The organism is Bradyrhizobium zhanjiangense (assembly GCF_004114935.1).
In the GTDB taxonomy this organism is placed as follows: domain Bacteria; phylum Pseudomonadota; class Alphaproteobacteria; order Rhizobiales; family Xanthobacteraceae; genus Bradyrhizobium; species Bradyrhizobium zhanjiangense.
Genome location: NZ_CP022221.1, coordinates 6385264 through 6411859, shown reverse-complemented (window position 1 = coordinate 6411859; position 26596 = coordinate 6385264). Strand labels below are relative to the sequence as shown.

Here is a 26596-nt window from a genome sequence, read left to right as displayed (position 1 = left end):
GAAATATGCTGAAACTGAAGACGACGTTCCTCGCACTGGCGCTGGCCGGCGCCGCCACGATGGCCACAGGCGTGACCGCCTCCGCCCAGAAGGCGACAGTCGGCATCGCCATGCCGACCAAATCCTCGGCGCGCTGGATCGACGACGGCAACAACATGGTCAAGGTGCTGAAGGAGCGCGGCTACAACACCGACCTGCAATATGCCGAGGACGACATTCCGAACCAGCTCTCGCAGGTCGAGAACATGGTGACCAAGGGTGCGAAGGCGCTGGTGATCGCGGCGATCGACGGCACCACGCTGTCCGACGTGCTCAAGCAGGCCAAGGCCAAGGGCATCACCGTGATCGCCTATGACCGCCTGATCCGCGGCACGCCGAGCGTCGACTACTACGCGACGTTCGACAATTTCCAGGTCGGCGTGCTCCAGGCGCAGTCGATCGAGCAGGGGCTCGGCCTCAAGGAAGGCAAGGGGCCCTTCAACATCGAGCTGTTTGGCGGCTCGCCCGACGACAACAACGCCTACTTCTTCTACAACGGCGCGATGAGCGTGCTGAAGCCCTACATCGACAGCGGCAAGCTCGTCGTCGTCTCCGGCCAGATGGGCATGGACAAGGTGGCGACGCTGCGCTGGGACGGCGCCACCGCGCAGGCCCGCATGGACAACCTGCTCAGCGCCTATTACGGCAACAAGAAGATCAATGCCGTGCTGTCGCCCTATGACGGCATCTCGATCGGCATCATCTCCTCGCTGAAGGGCGTCGGCTACGGCAGCGCCGATCAGCCGATGCCGATCATCTCCGGCCAGGACGCCGAGGTGCCCTCGATCAAGGCGATGCTGCGCGGCGACCAGTATTCGACCATCTTCAAGGACACCCGCGACCTCGCCAAGGTCACGGCCGACATGGTCGACGCGGCGCTCGCCGGCAAGCAGGTCACCGTCAACGACACCAAGACCTACGAGAACGGCGTCAAGACGGTGCCGTCCTATCTGCTCAAGCCGGTGGTGGTCTACAAGGACAATTGGGAGAAGGTGCTGGTCGACAGCGGCTACTACAAGAAGTCGCAGTTCCAGTAAGAACTCTTTCTTCCTCCTCTCCCCGCGTGCGGGGAGAGGGTTAGGGTGAGGGGGCTCTCCACGGGTGCGGTGAGAGTTGCCCTCGCGGAGACTCCCCCTCACCCGGAATTCAAGCTGCGCTCGAATTCCGGCCTCTCCCCGCACGCGGGGAGAGGCGAAGTAACGCAAGGGACACCAAAGCCATGACCGCCATGCTGGAGATGCGCAACGTCAGCAAGAGCTTTGCCGGTGTGCAGGCGCTGCGCGACGTCAATTTCTCGGTTCACGCCGGACAGATCCACGCGCTCGTGGGCGAGAACGGCGCCGGCAAGTCGACGCTGATGAAAGTGCTGAGCGGGGTCTATCCGCATGGCAGCTACGAGGGCACCATCGTCTTCGAAGGCGAGGAGCGGCGCTTCCGCGACATCAACGATTCCGAGGCGCTCGGCATCATCATCATCCATCAGGAGCTGGCGCTGATCCCGCTGATGTCGATCGCCGAGAACATCTTCCTATCGCATCCGCCGTCGAAGTTAGGGGTGATCGATCGCGACGAGGTCTACCGGCGCACGCGGGAACTGCTCGCGCAAGTCGGCCTGAGAGAATCGCCGGATACGCTGATCACCGATCTCGGCGTCGGCAAGCAGCAGCTGGTCGAGATCGCCAAGGCGCTCTCCAAGCGGGTGCGGATGCTGATCCTGGACGAGCCGACCGCGAGCCTCAATGAGGCCGACAGCGCCGCGCTGCTCGAACGCCTCATGGCGTTCCGCGAGCAGGGTATCGGCTCAATCCTGATCTCGCATAAGCTGAACGAGGTCGCCAAGGTCGCCGACCACATCACCGTGCTGCGCGACGGCCGCACGGTCGACAGTATCGATTGCCATGCCGAGGCGATCCAGGAGGACCGCATCATCCGCAGCATGGTCAATCGCGATCTTGCTCACCGCTTCCCGGAGCGCAGCGCGAAGATCGGCGAACCCGTGCTCACCGTCGAGAACTGGTCGGTCTATCACCCCATTCATCCCGAACGGCAGGTGATCAAGAACGTCAATTTCAGTGTCAAGCGAGGCGAGGTCGTGGGCATCGCCGGCCTGATGGGGGCCGGCCGCACTGAATTCGCCATGAGCCTGTTCGGCCGCTCCTGGGGCACCACCATCAGCGGCAGCCTCCGGCTCGAGGGCAGGGAGATGATGCTGCCGAGCGTCGCGGCCGCGATCGATGCCGGCCTTGCCTATGTCACCGAGGATCGCAAGCAGCTCGGCCTCATTCTCGCCGACGACGTCCGCAAGAACATCACGCTGGCGAGCCTCGACCAGGTCGCGCCCGGCCGTGTCATCGACGACATCGCCGAGCTGAAGGTCGCCAGCGACTACCGCAACCGGATGCGGATCCGCTGCTCCGACGTCTACCAGGAGACTGGACAGCTCTCCGGCGGCAACCAGCAGAAGGTCGTGCTGTCGAAATGGCTGATGACCGATCCGAAGGTGCTGATCCTGGACGAGCCGACGCGGGGCATCGACGTCGGTGCCAAGTACGAGATTTACTGTATCATCAACGAGCTGGCGGAAGCCGGCCGCGGCGTCGTGGTGATCTCCTCGGAAATGCCAGAGTTGCTCGGCATCTGCGACCGCATCTGCGTCATGAATGACGGCGCCTTTGTCGGGGAGTTCAGGGGATCCGAGGCGACGCAGGAAAAGATCATGCGCGCCATCATGCGCAACGAAAGAAAAATTGGGAACGCCGCGCCCGCGGCCGTCGAGATGGGAGGAACGCAGCCATGACCGACAAGACGGTGTCGCTGCCCGAGGAGCGCCGGCACGGCAGCTTCATCAAGAACAATTTGCGCAATTATGGCATGCTGATGTCGCTGGTCGCGATCATGCTGTTCTTCCAGGTCGTCACTGGCGGCACGCTGCTGCAGCCACTCAACCTGACCAATCTGGTGCTGCAGAACAGCTACATCGTCGTCATGGCGCTGGGCATGCTGCTGGTGATCGTCACCGGTCATATCGACCTTTCGGTCGGTTCGGTCGCGGGCTTCATCGGCGCGGTGGCCGCTGTGCTCATGGTGACCTACAAGATCGACTACACACTCGCGTTCATCGCCTGCCTCCTGGTCGGCGCCGCCATCGGCGCCGCGCAGGGCTATTGGGTGGCCTATTTCAAGATCCCGTCCTTCATCGTCACCTTGGCGGGCATGCTGGTGTTCAAGGGCCTCGCGCTCGCGGTGTTGCAGGGTCAGTCGCTCGGGCCGTTTCCGGCGACCTTCCAGAAATTGTCGTCCGGGTTCATTCCTGAACTGTTGCCCGAGGCCGGCACGCTGCATCCGACCTCCATGCTGATCGGTGCCGTGCTCGCGCTCGGACTGGTCTATGCCAGCGCCAAGGGCCGTTCGCGCGAGCAATTGCACGGCATCGAGGTCGAGCCTTATGCGTTCTTCCTGGGCAAGAGCGTTCTCTTGGCCTGCGCCGTGCTCTATTTCACCTATCTGATCGCCTCGCATCGCGGCCTGCCGAACGTGCTGGTCATCATGACGGCGTTGATCGCGCTCTACGGCTTCGTCACCCGGCGCACCGTGATCGGCCGGCAGATCTATGCCGTCGGCGGCAACGCCAAGGCGGCAAGCCTATCGGGCATCAAGACTGAGCGGCTGACCTTCCTCACCTTCGTCAACATGGGCGTGCTCGCCGCGCTCGCCGGCCTCGTCTTCGCCGCGCGCCTCAACACTGCGACCCCGAAGGCCGGTCTCGGCTTCGAGCTCGACGTCATCGCCGCCTGCTTCATCGGCGGCGCTTCGGCCTATGGCGGGGTGGGGCGCGTCGGCGGTGCCGTGGTCGGCGCCATGATCATGGGCGTGATGAACAACGGCATGTCGATCCTCGGCATCGGTATCGACTACCAGCAGGTCATCAAGGGCCTGGTGCTGCTCGGGGCGGTCTGCATCGACGTGTATAATCAGCGGCGATAGTTTCGCTGATTTCGTAGGGTGGGCAGAAGCGCTCTTGCGCGGTGCCCACCCTTTTCAACGACTATGGCGAGCGCGGCCACCTGACTCGACCGCTCGCGCTGCACTCATCCTCAGGATTGCATCACCGGAACCAGCCCGTAGCGCAGCATCGTTTCCTTCATTTTGGCCGGATCAGGCTTGCCGGCCAATAGCAGGGCCGCCATTTCCTTGAAGTATTGCGGGCCGAGTACGCCGGGGCTGAGGATGCACAGGCAGGTCGCCGGTCGGGGCGAACGGTTGATGAAACCGTGCACCACGCCGCGCTTGATGAAGAGGCTTTCGCCCGGCGCCACGTCGATGTCCTTTGCGTCGATCCGCCAGGTCGAGATGCCGCTGAGTCCATAGATCGTTTCGTCCCAGCCATCGTGATAATGGGGAATCGGCATGCGCGCGTTCGGCTGCAGCGTCATCTCGAACAGATCGAGGCCGCCGGCGGTGTCATCCTTGCTCTGTAGGAACGTCAGCTGCAGCGCGCCAAGGTTGATGATCTCAGGCATGGCGAACTCATCCAGTCGTGTGGAGCGCAATATTAGCGCACGACGCAAGGAAGCCAAGACGGAGGAATCGAAACTGCCCGGGACCCAGCTGCAGCAGGCGCCCCTTGCTGTGCAGTGCCGCAACGGCGCGCTGAGGCGCCTGCCGCTACTGCGTCGTGAACAGCAGCGCCGCGATCGCGACGGAGAGGCTTATCGCTGACACGGTCGCCACGGTCGACAGCACGCCCATTCGCCGGAGCGCGATGGCAAACGCGATGATAATGGGGGTCGCGGTCATCAGGCCGATTTGTGCATCGCTCATCTGGTCGTTTGCCGTCTTGTGGAACCGCCGGGTTGATCCACCCTATGGCGGAAGGGCCGCCAGGATGTTGCGGTAGCGCAAGCACCCTATGGCCTGCCGCTTCTTTGTCCGGCGTCAAAGTCGGAGCAGCGCCGTCGAGGTAGTGGCTGGACGTCTTGGTTTGGAAATCAGATGTCGGCGACGGACTGCGAGCAACAAGAAACTGGCTGGGGAATCCTCGAAGATCTCCCCGGCGATCCCATGATCTGGGTACTGATCTTCAGCGAGCTTGCCGCCTTCGGCCTGTTCCTCGGCGCCTTCATTGTCGCTCGTGCGATTCATCCCGCGATCTTCGCGGCCGGCGAGGCCACCCTCGATGCGCATCTCGCCGGGATCAACACCGTCGTTCTGGTGACCAGCGGATGGGCCGCGGCGCGCGGCACGGCCGCCGCCCGTGCGGGCCGCAGGCCGGCCGCGCGCGGTTGGCTCTTCGGCGCCATGGCGCTTGGCGCTCTCTTCATCGCGGTCAAGCTGTTCGAATATGCCGGCGAGATCGGTCAGGGAAACGGTCTGGAGACCAGCCCGTTCTTCACCCTCTACTTTCTCCTCACCGGCTTTCATCTCCTGCATGTCGGCCTCGGCATCGTGATCCTGGCCGTAGTTTCCCGGAGTGCCGAAGCCTCGGGGGTCGAGACGGGAACCGCCTTCTGGCACATGGTCGATCTGCTGTGGATCGTCATGTTCCCGATCATCTATCTGGTGCAGCAGTGATTCCGGATCGTCTCGACATCACCTGGATCGCGCTGATCGGTCTCGCGCTCGCGACCATTCTGGTCCCATCATTTGTGGCGCATCCGCTGCTCGGAAATGCCCTGCTGCTGGCGTTCGCGGCCGTCAAGGGCCGCCGTGTCGTGCTCGATTTCCTCGATCTTCGGGCCGCGCCGGCGCTCTGGCGCGGCCTCGTGAGCGCCTGGGTCCTCGCCGTGGTGCTGTTCGCCTGGCTCGCATCCGCTGTCGTCACCCTGATCTGACGCGGCGCCTCGCGTATCGTCGCGCTGCTTGCGCTTCGTCAAAGAGTGATCCGCGTCGTTCGGCAATAAATCACCGCATCGCTTCTTCGCAGGAATCAAACGGAAAGGATTGGCAATGGCTGAACGCCTGACCAAGTCGGCCGCTCGAAACGTCTTCTACGGCGGCTCGGCCTTTTTCTTCGCCATCTTCATAGGGCTGACGGCGCACAGCCATTACTACATGGCCACGACCTCGACGGATGCGACGACACTGACGTCGTCGGTCGCCCGCGGCAAGCATGTCTGGGAGAAGAACTCCTGCATCAACTGCCACACCCTGCTCGGCGAGGGCGCCTATTTCGCTCCCGAAGTCGGCAACGTCTGGGATCGCTGGGGCGGCAACGAGGACCCGGCAAGTGCGCGCGAGACGCTGAAGGCCTGGATGCAGGCGCAGCCTTCGGGCGCGCCGGGTCGGCGGCAGATGCCGCAGTTCAACCTCACCGACCAGGAGCTCAACGATCTCGCCGACTTCCTGCAATGGACCTCTACGATCAAGCGCCAGGAATGGCCGCCGAACAAGGCCGGCTGAGCGTATCGCCTCGTGAATCCCTAAAACACAGAGAGCCTGAGATGAAATATCAGACCCAGAAAGTCGCGATGCTGTATTTCTACGGCGCGCTGACTCTGTTCCTCGCGCAGGTCCTGTTCGGCCTCCTCGCGGGGACGATCTACGTCCTGCCCAACACGCTGTCGACACTCCTGCCGTTCAACATCGTCAGGATGATCCACACCAACGCGCTGATCGTGTGGTCGTTGATCGGCTTCATGGGCGCGACCTACTTCCTACTTCCGGAAGAGACCGAGACCGAGCTCTACAGCCCGCTGCTGGCAAAAATCCAGTTCTGGATGTTTTTTGGCGCGGCAGGTGTGGCCGTGGTCGGCTATCTCTTCCACTACCACGAGGGCCGCGAGTTCCTCGAGCAGCCCTTCATCATCAAGGTCGGCATCGTCGTCGTCTGTCTGATGTTCCTGTTCAACGTGACGATGACGGCGCTCAAGGGCCGCAAGACCACGGTCACGAATATCCTCTTGTTCGGCCTGGGGGGCGTTGCGATCTTCTTTCTGTTCGCCTTCTACAATCCAATCAATCTGGCGGTCGACAAGATGTACTGGTGGTACATCGTCCATCTCTGGGTCGAAGGCGTCTGGGAGCTGATCATGGCCTCCGTGCTGGCCTATCTGATGATCAAGCTCAACGGCATCGACCGCGAGGTGGTCGAGAAGTGGCTCTACGTCATCATTGGGCTGGCGCTGTTCTCCGGCATCCTCGGCACCGGCCACCACTTCTACTGGATCGGCGCGCCCGGCTATTGGCAGTGGATCGGCTCGCTGTTCTCCACGCTGGAGGTCGCCCCCTTTTTCACCATGGTGATCTTCACGGTGCAGATGACCTGGAAGGCCGGTCGCAAGCATCCGAACCGCGCAGCTCTGCTGTGGTCGGTCGGCTGCTCGGTGATGGCGTTCCTCGGAGCCGGCGTCTGGGGCTTCCTGCACACGCTGTCCTCGGTGAACTACTACACGCATGGCACGCAGGTCACCGCCGCACACGGCCATCTCGCCTTCTTCGGTGCCTATGTGATGCTGAACCTGTCGGTAATGGCCTACGCCATCCCGCAGATCAGGGGACGTGCGCCCTACAACCAGTGGCTCTCCATGGCGAGCTTCTGGATCATGTGCACCGCTATGATGGTGATGACCTTCGCGCTGACTTTTGCCGGCGTGGTCCAGGTCCATCTCCAGCGCGTGCTCGGCCAGGGCTACATGGACGTGCAGGACCAGCTCGCGATGTTCTACTGGGTCCGGCTCGGCTCCGGCGTATTCGTGGCGATCTCCGCGCTGATGTTCGTGTGGGCCGTGCTGGTGCCGGGCCGCGCCAGGCAACCGGTCATCCCCGGCGCGCTGCAGCCGGCCGAGTAAATGCAAACGGCGGCCGCGGTTCGCCGCGGCCGCCTGCTTCCTGGAAAGTCCGGAGAGACATCATGAAACCCGCTCTTCACACCGTGACCTCGGCGCCCGCGCTGCCGGCCTATGTCGCAAGCGCCAACGAATGCGCGCTGTTCGAGCACGCCTGGCGGCATCAGCTTCCGGTGCTGCTGAAGGGACCGACCGGCTGCGGCAAGACGCGCTTCGTCGCGCACATGGCGGCGCGGCTGGGATTGCCGCTGCACACCGTCGCCTGCCATGACGATCTCACCGCCGCAGATCTCACCGGTCGGTATCTGTTGAGGGGCGGCGACACCGTGTGGACTGACGGTCCGCTGACGCGCGCGGTGCGCGAGGGCGGCATCTGCTATCTCGACGAGGTCGTGGAAGCGCGCAAGGACGTCACCGTCGTGCTGCATCCGCTCACCGACGACCGCCGCATCCTGCCGCTGGAGCGCACCGGCGAGGAGATCGCGGCGCCCAACAGCTTCATGCTCGTCGTCTCCTATAATCCCGGATACCAGACGCTGCTGAAGGCGTTGAAGCCGTCGACACGGCAGCGCTTCATTGCCATCGAATTCAGCTTCCTGCCGCCCGAGCAGGAGATCGCCGTCGTGTCCGCCGAAAGCGGACTGTCGCCGGAGCGCGTGCGGCCGCTTGTCGGGCTGGCTGGCCGGCTGCGCGCGCTGAGGGGCCACGACCTGGAGGAGGGCGTCTCGACCCGGCTCGTCGTCTATTGCGCGACGCTGATTGTCGCAGGCACGCCGACTGCCGATGCGGTGCTCGCCGGCATGATCGAGCCGCTCACCGACGACGCCGACGTCAAGGTGGCATTGCTCGATGTCGCGCGCGCCGTGATCGGGTGAGGCCACTGCCATGCTCGACTTCCTCGAACTGGAGGAGACGGTCGGACGGGCCTGGCACAGAATGGTCGGTGGCACCGCGAGCTATCCGGTTCATGAGGATCAGGCTGTCACGCTGACGGAGATGAAAGGCCGGCTCGCGGTGATGTTCCGCGCGCTCGGCGGCGAGACCGGCGTGCAGATCGCGAGCGCAGGAGCCCGAAAGTCCGCCCATCGGCTCGGCTGGCGACAGCGCATCGGCCTCGGCGATGAGCGCCTCGAGCAGCCGGGCCGCGACGCTGCGACCATCTTCCTTCCCGGCCGCATCGCGATCTTTTCCGATCGTGCGCTGAATGCATCGCTCTATCGCTGGCTTGCGGCATGGTTCGCAGCTGCGCCGGTCGAAGCGATCGCGGAGGCGGATCCGCTCAGGCGCGATCTCCTAATGCTGCGTCGCGCCAGCGAGACGGCGGTCTGGGTGCTCGCGCAATTCCCGGGGCTTGTCGCCGATTACGCTCAGCTAGCTGCGGCCACCGCCGAGGTTCGGCCTCAGCGCCCTCGGCCGCGCGTCGAGCGCGAGGTGGAACAGATCGTCCTGGCCTTGCTTGGAACCGGAAAGGCGCCCGCAGGCCAGCTGTGGCCGGCGATGATGGGGACGGGCCCGCTCCCGAACAAGGCGCCGCCGGGCTATCGTTCGATCCTGCCGTGCCCACTCTGGGGCGATTGCTGGACCCGCGAGCTCTCGCCCGCGCATGCCGGCGAGGACGAGTGCGCGCCGGGCGCGGCATCTGCGCCGCCTGACGATCGCAGACGGTTTGCGGTGCGCGAGCGCGAGGACAATGCCAATCGTCGCGATCCCTTCGTGCTCAATCGATTCGAGAAGATCCTCGCCATGGCCGAGATGGTCAATGTCGATCGTCCTGCCGATGACAGCGAGGACGAGGATGCGCAGAAGGCGGCCGACGATCTCGAGGAGATCACGCTCAGCCGCCGCAGTGGCAAGCCCGCGAGCCGGCTCAAATTCGATCTCGACCTGCCGCCGGAAGCCCTCGATACGTCGCGCCTGAACGCGGATCTGAGCTATCCCGAATGGGACTATCGCAGCGGCTCCTATCTGCTGGATCATTGCCGCGTACTCGCGGCTGCGGCGTCCGAACAAGGTGAGAGCAGGACGGCGGATGACGCCATGCGCCGGCATATCCGCCAGGTGCGTCGCCGCTTCGAAGTCTTGCGTCCGCGTCACGAATTGATGCGCGCCCAGGCCGACGGCCACGACCTCGATCTCGACGCGCTGGTGCGCGCGCGTTGCGACCTTCGCGCCGGCAGCAGCAGTCGTCTCGATCGCATCCATGTCGCAATGCGCCCGCAGGGGCACGATCTCGCTGTCACGCTGCTCGTCGACGTCTCGCTCTCCACCGACGCCTGGGTCGACGGTTATCGCGTGCTCGATGTCGAAAAGGAGGCGCTGCTTGTGCTCGCGCATGGGCTATCGGCTTGCGGCGACCACCACAGCATCCTGACCTTCACCTCGCGCCGGCGCTCATGGGTGCGGCTCGAGACGGTCAAGGCCTTCGGCGAGCCGATGAGCGGGGCGGTGGAGCGCCGCATCGGCGCGCTCAAGCCCGGTTATTACACGCGGATCGGCGCCGCGGTGCGCCACGCCGCGGCCGAACTCGCGCGCCAGCCGCAGCGCAAGAAGCTGCTGCTCGTCGTTACCGACGGCAAGCCCAACGACGTCGATCACTATGAAGGCCGGTTCGCGGTCGAGGACACCCGGAAATCCGTGCAGGAGGCGCGCCGGCTCGGCATCGCCGCATTCGGCGTGACCGTGGACGCGACCGCGCAATCCTATTTCCCGACCCTGTTCGGCCGCGGCGGCTACGCCATCGTCGGTAACATCAAGCGTTTGCCGGCGGCGCTGCCGGCGATTTACCGGCAGGTGGCGCATTGAGGCACAGGAAGTGCCACCGAAGCCTGCCCGGCTGAGCTATTGCTCATACGATGGGTATATGATCGAATGGCCGGATGGACCAGGACCGGCCGAAACCCGATCTGATCATCTTCGACTGCGACGGCGTGCTCGTCGACAGCGAGCTGTTGAGCTGCCGCTGCCTGTCTGAAGTGCTCGCCGAATTCGGCTTCGCGCTCAGCGAGGCGCAGGCGCTCGAGCTCTTTCTCGGGCGTAGCACCAAGGCGATCGAGCAGCATTATCGCGATCTCGGGCAAATCGTGCCGGACGGCTTCCTGCCGCGCTTGAAGTCGCGCGTGCTGGAGACATTTGCCGCTTCGCTGGAACCGATCCCCGGGGTGGGGGCGGTGGTGTCGGACCTGACGGTGCCGTTCTGCGTGGCCTCGTCGAGCGATATCGACCGCGTATCGCTCTCGCTCGATGTCACCGGCCTCAAGCCGCTATTCGACGGCCGCATCTACACGGCGCAGATGGTCAGGCACGGCAAGCCGGCGCCCGACCTTTTCCTCCACGCGGCCGAGAAGATGCGCATACCGCCCGCGCGCACACTCGTGATCGAGGACAGCGTCAGCGGCGTGCAGGCCGGCAAGGCGGCCGGCATGACCGTCTGGGGATTTGTCGGTGGAGGCCATTACAGCGGCCGGGACGGGCACGCTATATTGTCGGACGCCGGTGCCGATCGCGTCTTCGGGCGCATGAGCGATTTCTGGAAGGGGGCGTAAGGCCCGCATGGCCGCCGAGAACGAGAAATCAAGGCTGGACGACGCCGCGCGCGCGGGCTGGCTCTATTTCATTGCCGGTCATACCCAGGACGAGATCGCAAAGATGCTCCAGGTCTCGCGCGCGTCGGCGCAGCGGCTGGTTTCGCTGTGCCTCGCCGAGCGGCTGATCACGTTTCGGCTCGAGCATCCCATCGCCGCCTGCATGGAACTGGCGGCGCGGCTGAAGCAGCGCTTTGATCTCGTTCATTGCGAGGTGGTGCCGGCCGATCCTGCCGCACCGCAGGCCACCGCAGGCATCGCTGAACGTTGCGCCAACCTGCTCGATTCCACGCTGCGCTCGGAGACGCCGGTCATCGTCGCGCTCGGCACAGGCCGCGCGGTGCGCGCCGCGGTCGAGCGCGTCACGTCGATCGACCGGCCCAACCACCAGATCGTCTCGCTGGTCGGCAACATCTCCGCCGACGGCTCGGCGAGCTTCTACGACACCGTCGGCCGGCTCGCCGACCGCACCGGCGCGCGGCACTATCCGATGCCCTTGCCGTTCCTGATGTCGTCGGAGGACGAGCGCAACAAGATGGTCCGCATCGAGCCGATCGCCAAGGTGAAGGCGGTCGCGGCCAAGGCGGACCTTCGCCTCGTCGGCATCGGCCAGATGGACCAGAAGGCGCAGGTGCATGTCGACGGCTTTGTCACGCGTGATGAATTATTCGAGATGATGCGGTTAGGTGCCATCGGCGAGATCACCGGCTGGGCCTATGATTCCAAGGGCCGCCTGCTCAAATCCGGCACCAACAAGCGCCTCACCAGCATCCCGCCGGAGGTCCCGGCCAACACCACGACGATCGGTGCGGCGGTGGGCGCCGCCAAGGTGCCAGCGATCGCGGCGGCACTGAACGGGCGGTTGATCAATGGGCTGATCACGGACGAGGCGACGGCAAGGGCGATCCTGGAGCGGTAGGGCGAGGTCGCGTGGCAGCGGGAGACGATTCCCTCTCCCGCTTGCGGGAGAGGGCTGGGGAGAGGGTCTCTCGACTGGCAAGACTCTCCAAGAGGAGAAAACCCTTACCCGCATCGCATCTTTCGATGCGATGCGACCTCTCCCGCAAGCGGGGTGGAGAACGCCGCCACCCCTGTGCGCGACATTACAAAGCCTACCGCACCGCAGCACTCATAAGTTGCTTGAATGCTCGCGCGCCTGCTTGACAACCGTCTTCCTTGAGCTGAACATACGCCCAACGCGTGGGCATATGCTCAAAACGCGACTCTTTAGGGAGGTCACCGTGAAACACGTCCTGGGCGCCGTCTGCGGCGCGTCTTGCCTGCTGTTGGCCATCCCCGCGATGGCCGAAACGACCCTGACCATCGCCACCGTCAACAATGGCGACATGATCCGCATGCAGGGGCTGACGGGTGAGTTCACCAAGAAGAACCCCGATATCACCGTGAAATGGGTGACGCTGGAAGAGAACGTGCTGCGCCAGCGCGTCACCACCGACATCGCCACCAAGGGCGGCCAATTCGACGTGCTGACCATTGGCACCTATGAGGTGCCGATCTGGGCCAAGAAGGGCTGGCTGGTGCCGCTCGCCAATCTCGGCGCCGATTACGACGTCGCCGACCTCTTGCCGAAGATCAAGGATGCGGTCTCCGTCGACGGCAAGCTCTACGCCGCGCCGTTCTATGGCGAGAGCTCGATGGTGATGTACCGCACCGATTTATTCGAGAAGGCCGGCCTGAAGATGCCGGAGAAACCGACCTGGGATTTCGTTATCGACGCCGCCAAGAAGCTCACGGACAAGAGTGCCGGCGTCTACGGCATTTGCCTCCGCGGCAAGGCCGGCTGGGGCGAGAACATGGCGTTCCTCTCGGCCATGGCCAATTCCTACGGCGCGCGCTGGTTCGACGAGAAGTGGGAGCCGCAGTTCAATACGCCGGAATGGAAGGCGACGCTGACCACCTACGTCAATCTCATGAAGGAAGCCGGTCCTCCCGGCGCGAGCTCCAACGGCTTCAACGAGAATCTGGCGCTGTTCAACGCCGGCAAGTGCGCGATGTGGATCGACGCCACGGTTGCGGCGTCCTTCGTCACCAACCCGAAGGATTCCAAGGTCGCCGACAAGGTCGGCTTCGCGCTCGCACCCAACACCGGGCTCGGCAAGAACGCCAACTGGCTGTGGGCCTGGAATCTCGCGATTCCCGCCGGCTCCAAGAAGACGGAAGCCGCCGAGAAGTTCATCGCCTGGGCCACGAGCAAGGACTACACCAAGCTCGTCGCGTCGAAGGAGGGTTGGGCCAACGTGCCGCCGGGCACGCGGACCTCGCTCTACCAGAACCAGGACTATCTGAAGGTCGCCCCCTTCGCCAAGCTGACGCTGGCCTCGATCGATGCCGCCGATCCGAACAAGCCGACGGTGAAGCCGGTGCCTTACGTCGGCGTGCAATACGCCGCGATCCCCGAATTCCAGGGCATCGGCACGCAGGTGGGCCAGCAGTTCTCGGCCGCGCTTGCGGGATCAATGACGGTCGATGCCGCGCTGACCGCCGCGCAATCCTCAACCGAGCGCGAGATGAAGCGCGCCGGTTACATCAAGTGAACCCGAGCTCTCCCTCCTGAGCTCAAACTGGCGGCCATCCGCCGTACGGATGGATGGCCGCCTTCTTCCCCGAAAGGAGAAGCCAGGGATGGCAACCCGGCAGACGCAGTTCCTTGCGCGCTCGCTCCTGACGCCGGCCGTCGGGCTGCTGTTCATCTGGATGATCGTCCCGCTCGCGCTGACGATCTATTTCGCGACGCTGCATTACAGCCTGCTCGATCCCGGCTCGGAATCGTTCGTAGGTCTGGAAAACTTCCGCTACTTCCTCACTGATCCGGCCTTCCTTGCCTCGCTCCAGAACACCCTGGTGCTGGTCGGCTCCGTGCTGGCGCTGACCATCCTGCTCGGTATTCCCCTGGCGCTGCTGATGGACCAGCCCGTGATCGGCCGCAATTTCGTCCGGCTGATGGTGATCGCGCCGTTCTTCGTGATGCCGACGGTGAGCGCGCTGGTCTGGAAGAACCTGTTGATGCACCCGGTGTCGGGATTGTTCGCCTGGCTCACTTCGCTCTTCGGCCTGACACCGATCGACTGGTTCAACGATATGCCGCTGTTTGCGGTGATCCTGATCGTGACGTGGCAATGGCTACCGTTCGCGACGCTGATCCTGCTCACCGCGCTGCAATCGCTCGACGAGGAGCAGAAGGAGGCCGCCGAGATGGATGGCGCCAGCGCGGTCTCGACCTTTATCTACATCACCCTGCCGCACCTCGCACGTCCCATCACGGTAGTGATCCTGATCGAGACCATCTTCCTGCTCACCGTGTTCGCCGAGATCTTCGTCACCACCGGCGGCGGGCCGGGCTTGCAGACCACCAACATCGCCTTCCTGATCTATTCGCAGGCACTGATCCAGTTCGACGTTGGCAGCGCCTCCGCAGGCGGCCTCGTCGCGGTGGTGATCGCCAACGTCGTCGCCTTCTTCCTGGTCCGCATCGTCGGCCGCAATTTGGAGGCCTGAAATGGCACGGATGGCGACGACGCGGCGGGTGGCGATATCGACGGCGGCGGCCTGGCTGTTCGGATTTCTGATCTTCTTCCCGATCCTGTGGATGGTCCTGGCGAGCTTCAAGACCGAGCTCGAGGCATTCGCGGTACCGCCATCCTTCCTGTTCTTCCACTGGACCACGGAAAACTACGCGACGGTGCAGGAGCGCAGCGACTATTTCCACCACGCGATGAACTCGATCATCATCGCCGGCGGCTCGACGCTGATTGCGCTCCTGATCGCCATTCCCGCGGCCTGGTCGATGGCGTTCTCGCCGACCAAGCGCACCAAGGACATCCTGCTCTGGATGCTTTCGACCAAGATGATGCCGCCGGTCGGTGTGTTGGTGCCGATCTACCTGATCTACAAGTTCTTCGGCCTGCTCGATTCCCGCATCGGCCTCGTCTTCATCCTGTGCCTCGGCAATTTGCCGATCGTGATCTGGATGCTGTTCACCTATTTCAAGGAGATCCCGCGCGACATCCTGGAGGCCGCGCGCATGGACGGCGCAACAATAGGCCGCGAGCTCGTCTACGTGCTGACGCCGATGGCGATCCCGGGGCTCGCCTCGACCTTGCTGCTCAATTTGATCCTGGCCTGGAACGAGGCGTTCTGGACGCTCAACCTGTCGACCTCGAACGCCGCGCCGCTCACCACCTTCATCGCTTCCTATTCGAGCCCGGAAGGGCTGTTCTGGGCAAAGCTGTCGGCGGCCTCGACGCTGGCGATCGCGCCCATTCTCGTCCTCGGTTGGTTCAGCCAGAAGCAGCTCGTGCGCGGGCTCACCTTCGGCGCGGTGAAGTAGAGGGGCTGCCGAATCATGGGTCAGATCACACTTCAGGACGTGCAGAAATCCTTCGGCCCCGTGCACATCATCAAGGGCGCCGATTTGGACATCGCCGACGGCTCCTTCGTGGTGTTCGTCGGTCCCTCCGGCTGCGGCAAGACCACGCTGCTGCGGCTGATCGCCGGGCTCGAGGACGTCTCCGGCGGCAAGATCCTGATCGACGGCAAGAACGTGGTCGACACCCCGCCGGCCAAGCGCGGGCTTTCGATGGTGTTCCAGTCCTACGCGCTCTATCCGCATATGAGCGTGCGCGGCAATATCGGTTTCGGCCTGAAGATGGCCGGCCTTGCCAAGGACGAGATCAACCGCAAGGTGGAGGCGGCGGCCGCGACGCTCAACCTCACGCCCTATCTCGACCGCAAGCCGCGCGAACTCTCCGGCGGCCAGCGCCAGCGCGTCGCGATCGGCCGCGCCATCGTGCGCGAGCCCAAGGCGTTCCTGTTCGACGAGCCCTTGTCCAATCTCGACGCGGCGCTGCGCGTGCAGATGCGCATCGAGGTGACGCGGCTGCAGAAGCAGCTCGGCACCACTGCGATCTACGTCACCCACGACCAGGTCGAGGCGATGACCATGGCCGACAAGATCGTCGTGCTCAACGGCGGCAAGATCGAGCAATATGGCTCACCACTGGAGCTCTACGAGCGGCCGGCCAACCTGTTCGTCGCCGGCTTCATCGGCTCGCCCAAGATGAATTTCGTCACCGGCGAGCTGGCCTTGCAGAAGGGGGCCGCGACGATCGGCGTCCGGCCGGAGCACCTCAAGATCGAGCGCGACGGTGCCGGCGGCTGGCAGGGCACGATCGCGGTGGCCGAGCATCTCGGCAGCGACACCTTCCTTTATGTCGATGCCGGCCCGCTCGGCATGCTGACGGCGCGCTACATCGGCGAATTGAGCCTGCATGCCGGCGACCGCGTGTCGCTGGTGCCGGATCCCGCGCGCATCCATCGCTTCGACCAGGGCGGCAACGCGCTTCGAGGCTGACAAGAAACGGCAAGAAAACGGAAAGACCACCATGTACCTGGAAAAATTCAAGCTGAACGGCAAGACCGCGTTCATCACCGGCGGCGGGCAGGGCATTGGGCTCGCCTGCGCCGAGGCGCTGGCTGAGGCCGGCGCCAAGGTCATCATCGGCGATCGCGACAGCAAGGTCGCCGACAGCGCGAAAGCCAGCCTGAAGGCTAAGGGCTACGACATCGAGACCGCGATCATGGACGTCACCGATACCAGGCGCGTGGCGGAGGTCGCAAACGACCTCGTCGCCCGCCACGGCAAGGTCGACATCCTCGTCAACAATGCTGGCATCGCGCGCAGCGAGACCCCGGCGGAGACCGTCACCGACGAGCACTGGCTCAACGTCATCGACGTCAACCTCAACGGCACTTTCTGGTGCTGCCGCGAGTTCGGCAAGCATATGCTGAAGGCCAAGAGCGGTGCCATCGTCAATGTCGGCTCGATGTCCGGCTTCATCGTCAACAAGCCGCAGGAGCAATGCTTCTACAACGCCTCCAAGGCTGGTGTGCACCATCTCACCAAGTCGCTCGCCGCCGAATGGGGCGCACGCGGCATCCGCGTCAACGCGGTGGCGCCGACCTATATCGAGACGCCGCTGAACGCCTTCGTGAAGAGCAACCCGAAAATGTACGACGCCTGGATCGGTGGAACCCCGATGGCCCGGATGGGGCAGGTCGAAGAGATCGCCTCCGTCGTGCTGTTCCTCTCGTCCGAGGCCGCAAGCCTGATGACCGGCAGCATCGTGCTGGTAGATGGCGGCTACACTTGCTGGTAGGCTTGCGTCAAGACTGACGAAGCGACCGGGAGCGACAATGCCGCGAGCGTATATCGGCGTCGATGTAGGGACCACGAGCACGCGGGCAGGAGTGTTTGACGAGGCGGGCACGCTGCTCGCGGTGGCGCGGCACCCGATCCGGATCTGGCACGAGGCCGGCGATATCGTCGAGCAGTCGTCCCAGGACATCTGGGACGCCTGCGCGATATCGGTACGCGCGGCGATGACGGAAGCTGGCATCACGCCCGACGGCGTCGGCGGTATCGGCTTCGACGCCACCTGTTCGCTGGTCGTCCTCGATAGGCAAGGCGAGCCACTCACGGTCAGCGGCTCCGGCGACAAGCAGCGCAACGTCATCGTCTGGATGGACCATCGCGCCACCGCTGAGGCGCGGCTGATCAACGAGACCGAGGATGCCGTGCTGCGCTATGTCGGCGGTTCGATCTCGCCCGAGATGGAGATGCCGAAGCTGCTGTGGCTGAAGCGGCATCTTCGCGCGAGTTTCGACGCTGCTGGTCACTTCTTCGATCTGGCGGATTACCTGACCTGGCGCGCGACCGGCTCGCTCCAGCGCTCGACTTGCACCGTCACCTGCAAGTGGAACTACCTCGCGCATGACGGCGGCTGGAGTGCGCCGTTCTTTAAGCGCATTGGCCTGTCGGACTTCGTGGCCGAGACATATGCCCGCATCGGCACCGAGATCGTTGCCCCCGGCACGCGGCTCGGTGCAGGTCTCACCCCGGCTGCTGCGGCTGATCTCGGTCTGTCGCCGGGCATACCGGTCGGCGCGTCGCTGATCGATGCCCACGCCGGCGGCATCGGCGCGATCGGCGGCCGCGACGGCTCGGGCGGGGCGACCGACGCGTGCGATCGCCTCGCCTACATCATGGGGACTTCGGCCTGTATCATGGCGACCACCAAGGAACCGTGCTTCGTGCCCGGCGTGTGGGGGCCTTATTACTCCGGCATGGTGCCGGACTTCTGGCTCAACGAGGGCGGCCAGTCGGCTGCGGGCGCTGCGATCGACCATCTCCTCAAGTCGCATCCGGGCCATGCCGAGGCCAGCGCGGCGGCGCGCAACGAGGGTCTCGACCTCATCGACTTCCTCGAGCGCCGCATCATCGCGCGCGCGGGCGATGCCAGCCGCGCCGCGCTGCTCGCCCGCGACATCCATGTGCTGCCTGAATTCATCGGCAATCGCTCGCCTTACGCCGATCCTGACACGCGCGCGGTGATCGCGGGCCTCGATCTCGACACCGATATCGGTTCGATGGAGCGGCTGTTCGTCGCCGGTCTCTGCGGTCTCGCCTACGGGCTTGCCGAGGTGATCGAGGCCTTTGCCGCGCATGGCGTGCGCTCCAGCATCATGATCATGGGCGGCGGTGCCAGCCGCAGCCCGCTGGTGCGGCAGATCATGGCCGACACAACCGGTCTCACGGTCGCTCTGCCGCAGACGAAAGAGCCGGTGCTGCTGGGCGCCGCGATGCTCGGCGCGGTGGCCGGCGGCGCCTATGCCTCGATCGGCGAGACCATGGCAAAGATGTCGGCGCTGGGACGCAAGAGCGAGCCGACCGCGCCCGACATGGCGGCGTTTCACGCCCGCAAGCGCGAGGTCTACAAGCTGCTGCGCGAGGTCGATCGCAGCAGCCGCGCGGCGATGCGCGACATCGCGAGAGGCTAAAAGACATGCTGATTGCCTGTGGCGATGCGCTGATCGATTTCGTGCCGACGCGGAACGGGGAAGGGCGCGAGGCGGTGATGCCGGCGGTTGGTGGCTCCTGCCTCAACGTCGCGATCGGCATGGCGCGGCTGGGCGTACCCACCGGCTTCGTCGGTGGCATCTCGACCGATCTGTTCGGCAGCATGATCGCAGATCATGCCGCGGCCTCGCATGTGGAGCTCAGTTTCGCCACCCGCAGCGATCACCAGACCACGCTCGCCTTCGTCCGCATCGTCGCGGGCGAGTCGCATTATGCGTTCTATGATGCCGGGACCGCGACGCGGAACTGGAGCTATCGGCGCGGATCGATTCCGTTCGATAAGGTCGAAGCCATTCATGTCGGTTCGACCACGCTGGTCAACGACCAGGGCGCGGCCGAGACGAAGGCCCTGATCGCGGACGCGCGGGCGTCGTCGACCATCTCCTTCGATCCGAACTGTCGCCCCAATCTGGTCAAGGACAAGCCGGCCTATCTCGCGCGCATGGCCGGCTTCGCTGCCAGCGCCGATCTCATCAAGATGTCGGACGTCGACTTTGCCTATCTCTTCGGGGACGAGCCATATCAACAACGCGCGAGCGCGCTGCTGGGGCAGGATACGAGCCTCGTCGTCATCACCCGCGGCAACGACGGCGCGGTCGCTTGGCACGCGCGCGCAGGGCAGATTGAGGTCGCTGCGCCAAAGGTCGAGGTGGCCGACACGATCGGGGCCGGCGACAGCTTTCAGGCTGCGCTGCTGTTCGCCTTGCACAAGCAGGGTCGCATTGCCCGGCAAACCCTAAAGGACATCAGTGCCGACGAGCTTCGCCGCGCGCTGTCCTTCGCCGCCAATTGCGCCGGCCTCACTTGCACCCGTCCGGGCGCCGATCCGCCTTGGAGCTTTGAGGTGAGTTGGAGCTTGTAGCGCGGCCTCACATCCGCGCGACGGCCCTCTCGGCGCATTTGAGGAAGGTTCCGATCAGCGGACTCTGGGAATCCCGCCGCCAACAGACTGCGATATCGAGGGAGTCGGTGACGTCACGTAAGGGTCTGAACACGATGCCACGTGGCGCGCCGAGCTGCGCGCAGGCCGGCAGGATGGCGAGACCTTCGCCGGCCAGAACCAGGCTCATCGCCGAATGCACCGTCTCCACTCGGCTGGCGATCGGCATCACGACTTGGTGCCGACGCAACAAGGGGACGACGGCAGAGGAGGCGGGCCCATGGTCCGGATGCGGGAGCGCGATCAGCGGACGGCCCTGCAGGCGGGCCATTGGCACGGAGCTCAGACGGGCGAGTGGCGAGCGGATCGGCATGGCCAGCATGAAGGGCTGCGCACCGATCCGTGCCACCTGAATCTCAGGATGATTGATTGCCGGCATGCACAAGGCGACCGTGACGCTGCGGTCGAGCACGCGGGCCTCGCGCGTCGAGGCGCTGAGCTCGGCGAAGCCGAGGTCGACGCCAGGAACTGCGCGGCGCAGCTCGGGGATGAGCCGCGGCAGCATCGCATTTGCCAACACGAACATGTAGCCCACCGACAGCCGCCCGCGCCGTCCCGAAGCAACCGCGCGCGCGGCTTCAGCCCCGTCGGCCGCAAGGGCGAGCGCTTCGCTGGCGCGCGCCAGCAGCGCCTGACCCGCCTCGGTCAGGTCCATGCCGCGGGTGCCGCGGCGGAACAGCGGTGCGCCAATCTCGGCCTCGAGCTTGCGGATTTGGACCGAGAGCGGCGGCTGCGCCATCCGGAGCCGCTCAGCGGCTTTGCCGATGCTGCGCGCCTCGGCAACGGCGACGAAATAACGGAGCCGGCGAAGATCCATTGGCATACTGAAAACGTATGGGTTGGCGACAAAAATCGTATTGGACGGCGAGTTAACAAAACTGTCATTCTCGCTGTCAATGTCTTTGGGCCAACGGCGGCCCCGCTTCGGAGCGCGATTTGACGATGAACGGCGATCCTTGTCTCTTGTCCGCAACCGAGCTGCGCGGCCTCGTCGCCGGAAAGCGGATTTCGCCGGTCGAGATCGTCCGCGCGGTGCTTGCGCGCGCCGAGGCGCTTCAGCCCGCATTGAACTGCTTCATCACGCTGTGCGGTGACGAGGCGATCGCAGCAGCGCGCGAAGCCGAGCGCAAGGTGATGGCCGGCGAGCCCCTCGGCCTGCTGCACGGCATCCCCGTCAGCGTCAAGGACATCGTCAATACCAAAGGCGTCAAGACCACCTTCGGCGCCGTTCCCTACAAGGACAACGTGCCGACCGAGGATGCCATCGCCGTTGCGCGGCTGCGCGCCGAGGGCGCGATCCTGATCGGCAAGACCACGACGCCGGAATTCGGCAGCAAGTGCCTGACGGATTCGCCGTTGTTCGGCCGCACCCGCAATGCGTGGAGCGCGGAGCGTTCCTCCGGCGGCTCCAGCGGCGGCGCGGCGGTGGCGGTGGCGAGCGGTATCGCGCCACTTGCAATCGCGACCGACGGCGGCGGCTCGACGCGGATTCCGGCCGCCTGCAATGGCGTGGTCGGGCTGAAGCAGAGCAACGGCGTCGTCCCGCACAGCCAGGCGCTGGACGTGTTCGGCAACCAGACCTATGTCACGCCGACAACCCGCACCGTCGCCGACACCGCGTTGATGATGCAGGCGATGGCCGGTGAGGATTCTTGCGATCCCTGGTCGATCGGCGTCCCGGTACCGGATTTCATCGGCACCGCCGCCCCGCGCGGCGATCTGCGCGGGCAGAAGATCCTGTTCTGTGCTTCCCCGCCCGGGCGCCCGGTGTCATCGGACGTCGCGGCCAGCTTCAAGGCGAGCCTCGATCGGCTGGCGGGGCTCGGTGCCGAGCTCGAAGAGTTCTCCGGCGACGGCTTCGACATCGAGCCGATCTGGCGCGCCATCAACCACACGGTCTGGCGCACGCGCTTTGCAAAGCTCGCGGCCGAGCACAAGGACGAGTTGAGCGAGGCGTTTCTCAAGCAGCTCGCGCTCGCCACCGAGGTCAGCGGCGTCGACTATCAGGAGGCGATGTTCGCGCGCACCGCGCTGTTTCGCCGGGTGCAATCGTTGCTTGCGCGCGGGCACCTGCTGGCGATGCCGACACTGACGCGCACCGCGCTGCCGATCGACCAGGACCTGTTCGGTACCATCGAGATCGACGGGGCGCATTTCGACAGCGTCCGCCCGCATTGGTTCCCCTGGACCATGCCGTTCAACATGACCGGGCATCCCGCCGTCAGCCTGCCCTGCGGCCTCGGCCGCGACGGCCTGCCGATCGGGCTCCAGCTCGTCGGCCGCTTCCGCGGCGACGCCGAATTGCTGCGCGTGAGCGCGCTGTTCGAGGCCTCAAGCGACCTTCTGTCCCGCTGGCCGGCTTGAGGAGATGGACATGCAGCAAAGAGCTTGCCTCCGGCGTCCAGACATGTTGATCGTGCCGCGGGTGAGCCCTGAAGCCGAGCACGCATGAGCGTCTTTGTCCTCCGACGTCTGTTGACCTTGCTGGCGACGCTGGTCGGCGCCTCGCTGATCATCTTCCTGGTGCTCGACGCGCTGCCCGGCAACGCGGCGCAGATGCTGATGGGTGCCGATGCCTCGCCGGACGCGGTCCGCGCGCTCACTATCAAGCTCGGGCTCGATCAGCCGCTGGCGGTTCGCTATCTGCAATGGATCAAAGGCCTCCTCGTCGGCGATCTCGGCAACTCCTATGTCTACGGCACGCCGGTCGCGAGCCTGATCGCGGAGCGGTTGGTGCTGACCATTCCGCTCGCGATCATGGCCATGACGGTCACGGTGACGCTGGCGCTCTCCGCCGGCATCTACACCGCCGCCAACCACAATAAGCTCGGCGACGTCGGCGTGATGTCGCTGACGCAGGTGGGCATCGCGCTGCCGAACTTCTGGTTCGCGATCCTTCTGGTGCTGTTGTTCGCGGTGCGGCTGCAATGGCTCTCGGCGGGCGGCTTTGCCGGCTGGGACGATGGCGTCTGGCCGGGCATCAAGTCGCTGCTGCTGCCGGCGATCTCGCTTGCGGTGGTACAGGCCGCGATCCTCGCGCGGGTCACCCGCTCGGCCGTGCTCGAGGTGCTGCGTGAGGACTTCGTTCGCACGGCGCGTGCGAAAGGGCTCGGCAAGCGCGAGGTGCTGTGGCGTCATGTGCTGCGCAACGCCATGATCCCCGTGATGACCGTGATGGGGCTGCAATTCGCCAATCTGCTCGCCGGCACCATCGTGATCGAGAACGTGTTCTACCTGCCGGGCCTCGGCCGCCTGATCTTCCAGTCGATCGCCAACCGCGACTTGATCGTGGTGCGCAACTGCGTGATGCTGCTCGCTGCCATGGTCGTCATCGTCAATTTCGTGGTCGATGTGCTCTATGCCTTCATCGATCCCCGCATCAAGGTGCACGACCTGTGAGCACGCCCCTGACCATTGACGCGCCGGTTGCAACGCGGCCGCTGCCGGCCCGGACGTTCTGGCGCCGCGCACTGCGCCATCGCAGCTTTGTGCTCGGCGGTGCACTGAGCCTGCTGGTGCTGGCCTCGGCGCTGCTGTCACTGGTGTGGACGCCGTGGTCGCCCTATGAGATCGACATCGCCTCGAAACTCCGGCCGCCGTCGGCATCGCACTGGCTCGGCACCGATTCCTTCGGTCGCGATATCGTCTCGCTGCTGCTTGCCGGCGCGCGTTCGACCATCATGGTCGGCATCATCGCGGTGAGCATCGGTCTCAGCTTCGGCGTCTGCCTCGGCCTGATCGCCTCGGCAAGGCGCGGCTGGACCGAAGAGATCATCATGCGCTTCGCCGATTTCAGCTTCGCCTTTCCGGCCGTGCTCTCTGCGATCATGCTCGCCGCGGTGGTCGGGCCGGGCATGGTGACCTCGATCGTCGCGATCGGCATCTTCCAGATCCCGACGCTGACGCGGCTGACCCGCGGCTCTGCCAACGCGATCTGGGCGCGCGAATTCGTGCTGGCCGCCCGCGCGGCCGGCAAGGGACGCTTCCGCATCACCATCGAGCACGTCCTGCCCAACATCCTCTCGATCCTGATCGTGCAGGTCACCATCCAGTTCGCGCTCGCCATTCTCGCCGAAGCCGCTTTGTCCTATCTCGGCCTCGGCACGCAGCCGCCGCAGCCGTCATGGGGCCGCATGCTGAACGATGCGCAGACGCTGCTGTTCCAGTCGCCGATGCTCGCGGTCTATCCGGGCGCTGCGATCGCCATCGCGGTGCTCGGTCTCAACCTGCTTGGTGACGGACTGCGCGACCTGCTCGATCCCAGACTGGCGCGGGAGCGGTGACGATGGCTGACCCCGCAAACATGCCGCTGATCGAGGTCGCCAATCTCGGCGTGCGCCTCAACACCAGCCGCGGGCCGGCGCAGGCCGTGCGTGGCGTCAGCTTTGCCCTCAAGCGCAGCGAGACGCTCGGGCTCGTCGGCGAGTCCGGCTGCGGCAAGTCGGTCACGGCACTCTCCCTGATGGGGCTGCTGCCGGACAGCGCGGTCGTCAGCGGCAGCATCAAGCTGGATGGCAACGAGCTCGTCGGGCTCTCGGATGCCGATTATTGCCGCCTGCGCGGCAACCGTATCAGCATGATCTTCCAGGAGCCGATGACCGCGCTCAATCCGATGCACACGATTGGTCATCAGGTCGCCGAGCCGCTGCGGCGTCACAAGAAATACTCCGCGTCGCAGGCGCGGCGCGAGACCATCGCCTTGCTCGACCGCGTCGGGCTGCCGGATCCGGCGCGGCGCGTCGACGCCTATCCGCACCAGTTCTCCGGCGGCCAGCGCCAGCGCATCACCATCGCGATGGCGCTCGCCTGCGAGCCGGACCTGTTGATCGCAGACGAGCCGACCACCGCGCTCGATGTCACCATCCAGGGCCAGATCCTCGACCTCATCGCCGGTCTCGTCGAGGAGCGCGGCATGTCGATGATCCTGATCTCGCACGATCTCGGCGTCATCGCCGAGAACGTGCAGCGCATGATGGTGATGTATGGCGGCACCGTCGTCGAGAGCGGGCCGACCGACGAGGTGTTCCGGCGCATGGGGCATCCCTATACGCAGGGCCTGTTCCGCGCCCGGCCGAAGCTCGGCGCGCGCAAGGGGACGCGGCTGAAGACGATCTCGGGCACGGTGCCGGAGCTCGCCGATCTGCCGTCCGGCTGCACTTTCTCCGATCGGTGTCCGCTAGTGATCGATCGGTGCCGCGCCGCGCTGCCGCCGATGGTGGACGTCGGACCCGGCCATTTCGTGCGCTGCATCAGGACGGACGTGTCGATGGCTGAACGCGTCGGAGCACTGACCGCATGATCACCGCAGCCGAGCCGCTTCTCGACGTGAAGGATCTGGTGCAGCGTTACACGCTGCCGCGTGAAAGCCTGTTCCGGCCGCCGGGGCAGGTGCGCGCGCTCAATGGCGTGAACGTGCGGGTCGCCGCCGGCAAGAGCCTTGGCGTGGTCGGCGAGTCCGGATCGGGCAAGTCGACCTTCGCACGGCTGGTGATGGCGTTGGAGCGGCCCACCTCGGGCCACGTCGCGCTGCTCGGCCGCGATCTCAACCGCATCTCTGCGGACGAGCTGCGCCGCGCCCGGCGCGATTTCCAGATGGTGTTCCAGGACCCTTACGGCTCGCTCGATCCACGCCAGACCATTGCCCGCATCGTCGCCGAGCCGCTCACCGTGCTGGAGGAGGCCGATCGCACCAAATTCCGCGAACGCGTCGCCGCGGTGCTGCGCCAGGTCGGCTTGCGCGATGCGGACGTGGACAAGTATCCACATGAGTTCTCAGGCGGTCAGCGCCAGCGCATCGCGATTGCGCGTGCGCTGATCACGCAGCCGAAGCTCATCGTGGCGGACGAGCCGGTCTCCGCGCTCGACGTCTCCGTGCAGGCGCAGGTGCTGAACCTGATGCAGGACCTCCAGGAGCAGTTCGGCCTCAGCTACATCCTGATCAGCCATGACCTCGCCGTCGTCGACTATCTCTGCGACGAGGTCGCGGTGATGTATCTCGGCCGGATCGTCGAGCAGGGGCGGCCGGAGGATCTGTTCGAGCGCTGCGCCCATCCCTACACGCGGGCGCTGCTCGATGCCGTGCCGCGGGCGCGCGCCGGCGGCGGCCGGCGGCGGCGCGGAGCCCAGGCGATCGCCTCGCAAGCGGCGGCCGCGGCCGGATGCCCCTATGTGGCGCGCTGCCCGCTTGCCGACCAGCATTGCCGCGAGGTGTCGCCTGAGCTACGCAAGGTAGGCGAGGGGCACCTTGCCGCCTGCCACAAGGCCGAAGTCGTGATGGCGTTGCCGCGGGCGGCCATGGAAGGTTAGTGTCCGGGGC

At 65.2% G+C, this 26596-nt stretch carries 26 protein-coding genes; 23 read left to right on the top strand and 3 right to left on the bottom strand.

The annotated features are described in order from the left end of the window. The first annotated feature begins 5 nt into the window (after positions 1–5). The 3 genes from chvE (at position 6) to mmsB (ending at position 4023) form a co-directional block, all read left to right on the top strand. Positions 6–1076 carry a multiple monosaccharide ABC transporter substrate-binding protein gene (gene chvE, locus XH85_RS30860; RefSeq protein ID WP_128934853.1) on the top strand — a complete coding sequence of 357 codons (1071 nt, stop codon included), beginning with the start codon at positions 6–8 and terminating at the stop codon, positions 1074–1076. A gap of 182 nt (positions 1077–1258) precedes the next feature. Then, a complete protein-coding gene (mmsA, locus tag XH85_RS30855; protein ID WP_128934852.1) occupies positions 1259–2836 on the top strand; it encodes a multiple monosaccharide ABC transporter ATP-binding protein in 1578 nt (525 codons plus the stop codon). Continuing rightward, on the top strand, positions 2833–4023 hold the full coding sequence (gene mmsB, locus XH85_RS30850) for a multiple monosaccharide ABC transporter permease (RefSeq protein WP_128934851.1): 1191 nt from the start codon (positions 2833–2835) through the stop codon (positions 4021–4023). Before mmsA ends, mmsB begins: the two co-directional genes overlap by 4 nt. 110 nt (positions 4024–4133) lie before the next feature. Here mmsB and XH85_RS30845 read toward each other — a convergent pair whose 3' ends face one another. Together XH85_RS30845 and XH85_RS45445 are read right to left on the bottom strand one after the other, a co-directional pair. Continuing rightward, entirely contained in the window at positions 4134–4559 is a 426-nt protein-coding gene (locus XH85_RS30845; RefSeq protein ID WP_091892363.1) for a cupin domain-containing protein, read from the bottom strand. A gap of 145 nt (positions 4560–4704) precedes the next feature. Beyond that, the gene (locus XH85_RS45445; protein WP_164934557.1) at positions 4705–4860 is read right to left on the bottom strand and encodes a hypothetical protein; all 156 of its coding nucleotides are present in this window, start codon (positions 4858–4860) and stop codon (positions 4705–4707) included. A gap of 171 nt (positions 4861–5031) precedes the next feature. Between XH85_RS45445 and XH85_RS30840 the strand changes: the two genes are divergently transcribed. The 15 genes from XH85_RS30840 (at position 5032) to XH85_RS30770 (ending at position 20202) form a co-directional block, all read left to right on the top strand. After that, positions 5032–5610 (top strand): cytochrome c oxidase subunit 3 family protein, encoded by a 579-nt coding sequence (locus tag XH85_RS30840; RefSeq protein WP_128934850.1) that lies wholly within the window; start codon positions 5032–5034, stop codon positions 5608–5610. Further along, positions 5610–5870 carry a cytochrome C oxidase subunit IV family protein gene (locus tag XH85_RS30835; RefSeq protein WP_164934577.1) on the top strand — a complete coding sequence of 87 codons (261 nt, stop codon included), beginning with the start codon at positions 5610–5612 and terminating at the stop codon, positions 5868–5870. The genes XH85_RS30840 and XH85_RS30835 overlap by 1 nt, the downstream gene beginning before the upstream one ends. 115 nt (positions 5871–5985) lie before the next feature. Beyond that, positions 5986–6438, top strand: a complete 453-nt coding sequence (locus tag XH85_RS30830; protein ID WP_128934848.1) for a c-type cytochrome — start codon at positions 5986–5988, stop codon at positions 6436–6438. A 41-nt stretch (positions 6439–6479) separates the two neighbouring features. Next, positions 6480–7826: a cbb3-type cytochrome c oxidase subunit I gene (locus XH85_RS30825; RefSeq protein WP_128934847.1), complete on the top strand. Its 1347-nt coding sequence runs from the start codon at positions 6480–6482 to the stop codon at positions 7824–7826. Positions 7827–7888: 62 nt separating this feature from the next. Continuing rightward, complete coding sequence (locus tag XH85_RS30820; protein WP_128934846.1) at positions 7889–8698, top strand: CbbQ/NirQ/NorQ/GpvN family protein; 810 nt, start codon at positions 7889–7891, stop codon at positions 8696–8698. Positions 8699–8708: 10 nt separating this feature from the next. Further along, a complete protein-coding gene (locus XH85_RS30815; protein ID WP_128934845.1) occupies positions 8709–10625 on the top strand; it encodes a nitric oxide reductase activation protein NorD in 1917 nt (638 codons plus the stop codon). A gap of 74 nt (positions 10626–10699) precedes the next feature. After that, positions 10700–11365, top strand: coding sequence for an HAD family hydrolase (locus tag XH85_RS30810; RefSeq protein WP_128934844.1), 666 nt, complete (start codon positions 10700–10702; stop codon positions 11363–11365). 7 nt (positions 11366–11372) lie between these two features. Next, positions 11373–12323, top strand: a complete 951-nt coding sequence (locus tag XH85_RS30805; protein WP_128934843.1) for a sugar-binding transcriptional regulator — start codon at positions 11373–11375, stop codon at positions 12321–12323. Positions 12324–12645: 322 nt separating this feature from the next. Then, positions 12646–13959, top strand: coding sequence for an ABC transporter substrate-binding protein (locus tag XH85_RS30800; protein WP_091892386.1), 1314 nt, complete (start codon positions 12646–12648; stop codon positions 13957–13959). An 88-nt stretch (positions 13960–14047) separates the two neighbouring features. Continuing rightward, complete coding sequence (locus XH85_RS30795; protein ID WP_128934842.1) at positions 14048–14920, top strand: carbohydrate ABC transporter permease; 873 nt, start codon at positions 14048–14050, stop codon at positions 14918–14920. Between the two features lies 1 nt (position 14921). Continuing rightward, complete coding sequence (locus tag XH85_RS30790; protein ID WP_128934841.1) at positions 14922–15752, top strand: carbohydrate ABC transporter permease; 831 nt, start codon at positions 14922–14924, stop codon at positions 15750–15752. A 15-nt stretch (positions 15753–15767) separates the two neighbouring features. Beyond that, the gene (locus tag XH85_RS30785) at positions 15768–16775 is read left to right on the top strand and encodes an ABC transporter ATP-binding protein (protein WP_128934840.1); all 1008 of its coding nucleotides are present in this window, start codon (positions 15768–15770) and stop codon (positions 16773–16775) included. A 31-nt stretch (positions 16776–16806) separates the two neighbouring features. Then, on the top strand, positions 16807–17580 hold the full coding sequence (locus tag XH85_RS30780; RefSeq protein WP_128934839.1) for an SDR family NAD(P)-dependent oxidoreductase: 774 nt from the start codon (positions 16807–16809) through the stop codon (positions 17578–17580). Between the two features lie 37 nt (positions 17581–17617). Beyond that, positions 17618–19261 (top strand): FGGY-family carbohydrate kinase, encoded by a 1644-nt coding sequence (locus XH85_RS30775; protein WP_128934838.1) that lies wholly within the window; start codon positions 17618–17620, stop codon positions 19259–19261. 5 nt (positions 19262–19266) lie between these two features. After that, positions 19267–20202 (top strand): carbohydrate kinase family protein, encoded by a 936-nt coding sequence (locus XH85_RS30770; RefSeq protein WP_128934837.1) that lies wholly within the window; start codon positions 19267–19269, stop codon positions 20200–20202. Between the two features lie 7 nt (positions 20203–20209). Here the strand turns inward: XH85_RS30770 and XH85_RS30765 are convergent, their stop codons facing one another. After that, a complete protein-coding gene (locus XH85_RS30765) occupies positions 20210–21097 on the bottom strand; it encodes a LysR family transcriptional regulator (protein ID WP_128934836.1) in 888 nt (295 codons plus the stop codon). Positions 21098–21222: 125 nt separating this feature from the next. On the opposite strand from XH85_RS30765, the gene XH85_RS30760 reads away from it, so the two are divergent. The 5 genes from XH85_RS30760 (at position 21223) to XH85_RS30740 (ending at position 26586) form a co-directional block, all read left to right on the top strand. Then, positions 21223–22644: an amidase gene (locus XH85_RS30760; RefSeq protein ID WP_164940602.1), complete on the top strand. Its 1422-nt coding sequence runs from the start codon at positions 21223–21225 to the stop codon at positions 22642–22644. 84 nt (positions 22645–22728) lie between these two features. After that, entirely contained in the window at positions 22729–23679 is a 951-nt protein-coding gene (locus tag XH85_RS30755) for an ABC transporter permease (RefSeq protein WP_128934834.1), read from the top strand. Beyond that, complete coding sequence (locus XH85_RS30750) at positions 23676–24563, top strand: ABC transporter permease (protein ID WP_128934833.1); 888 nt, start codon at positions 23676–23678, stop codon at positions 24561–24563. The genes XH85_RS30755 and XH85_RS30750 overlap by 4 nt, the downstream gene beginning before the upstream one ends. Positions 24564–24565: 2 nt before the next feature. Beyond that, on the top strand, positions 24566–25579 hold the full coding sequence (locus tag XH85_RS30745) for an ABC transporter ATP-binding protein (RefSeq protein WP_164940862.1): 1014 nt from the start codon (positions 24566–24568) through the stop codon (positions 25577–25579). After that, positions 25576–26586: an ABC transporter ATP-binding protein gene (locus XH85_RS30740; protein ID WP_128934831.1), complete on the top strand. Its 1011-nt coding sequence runs from the start codon at positions 25576–25578 to the stop codon at positions 26584–26586. Before XH85_RS30745 ends, XH85_RS30740 begins: the two co-directional genes overlap by 4 nt. Positions 26587–26596 lie beyond the last annotated feature (10 nt).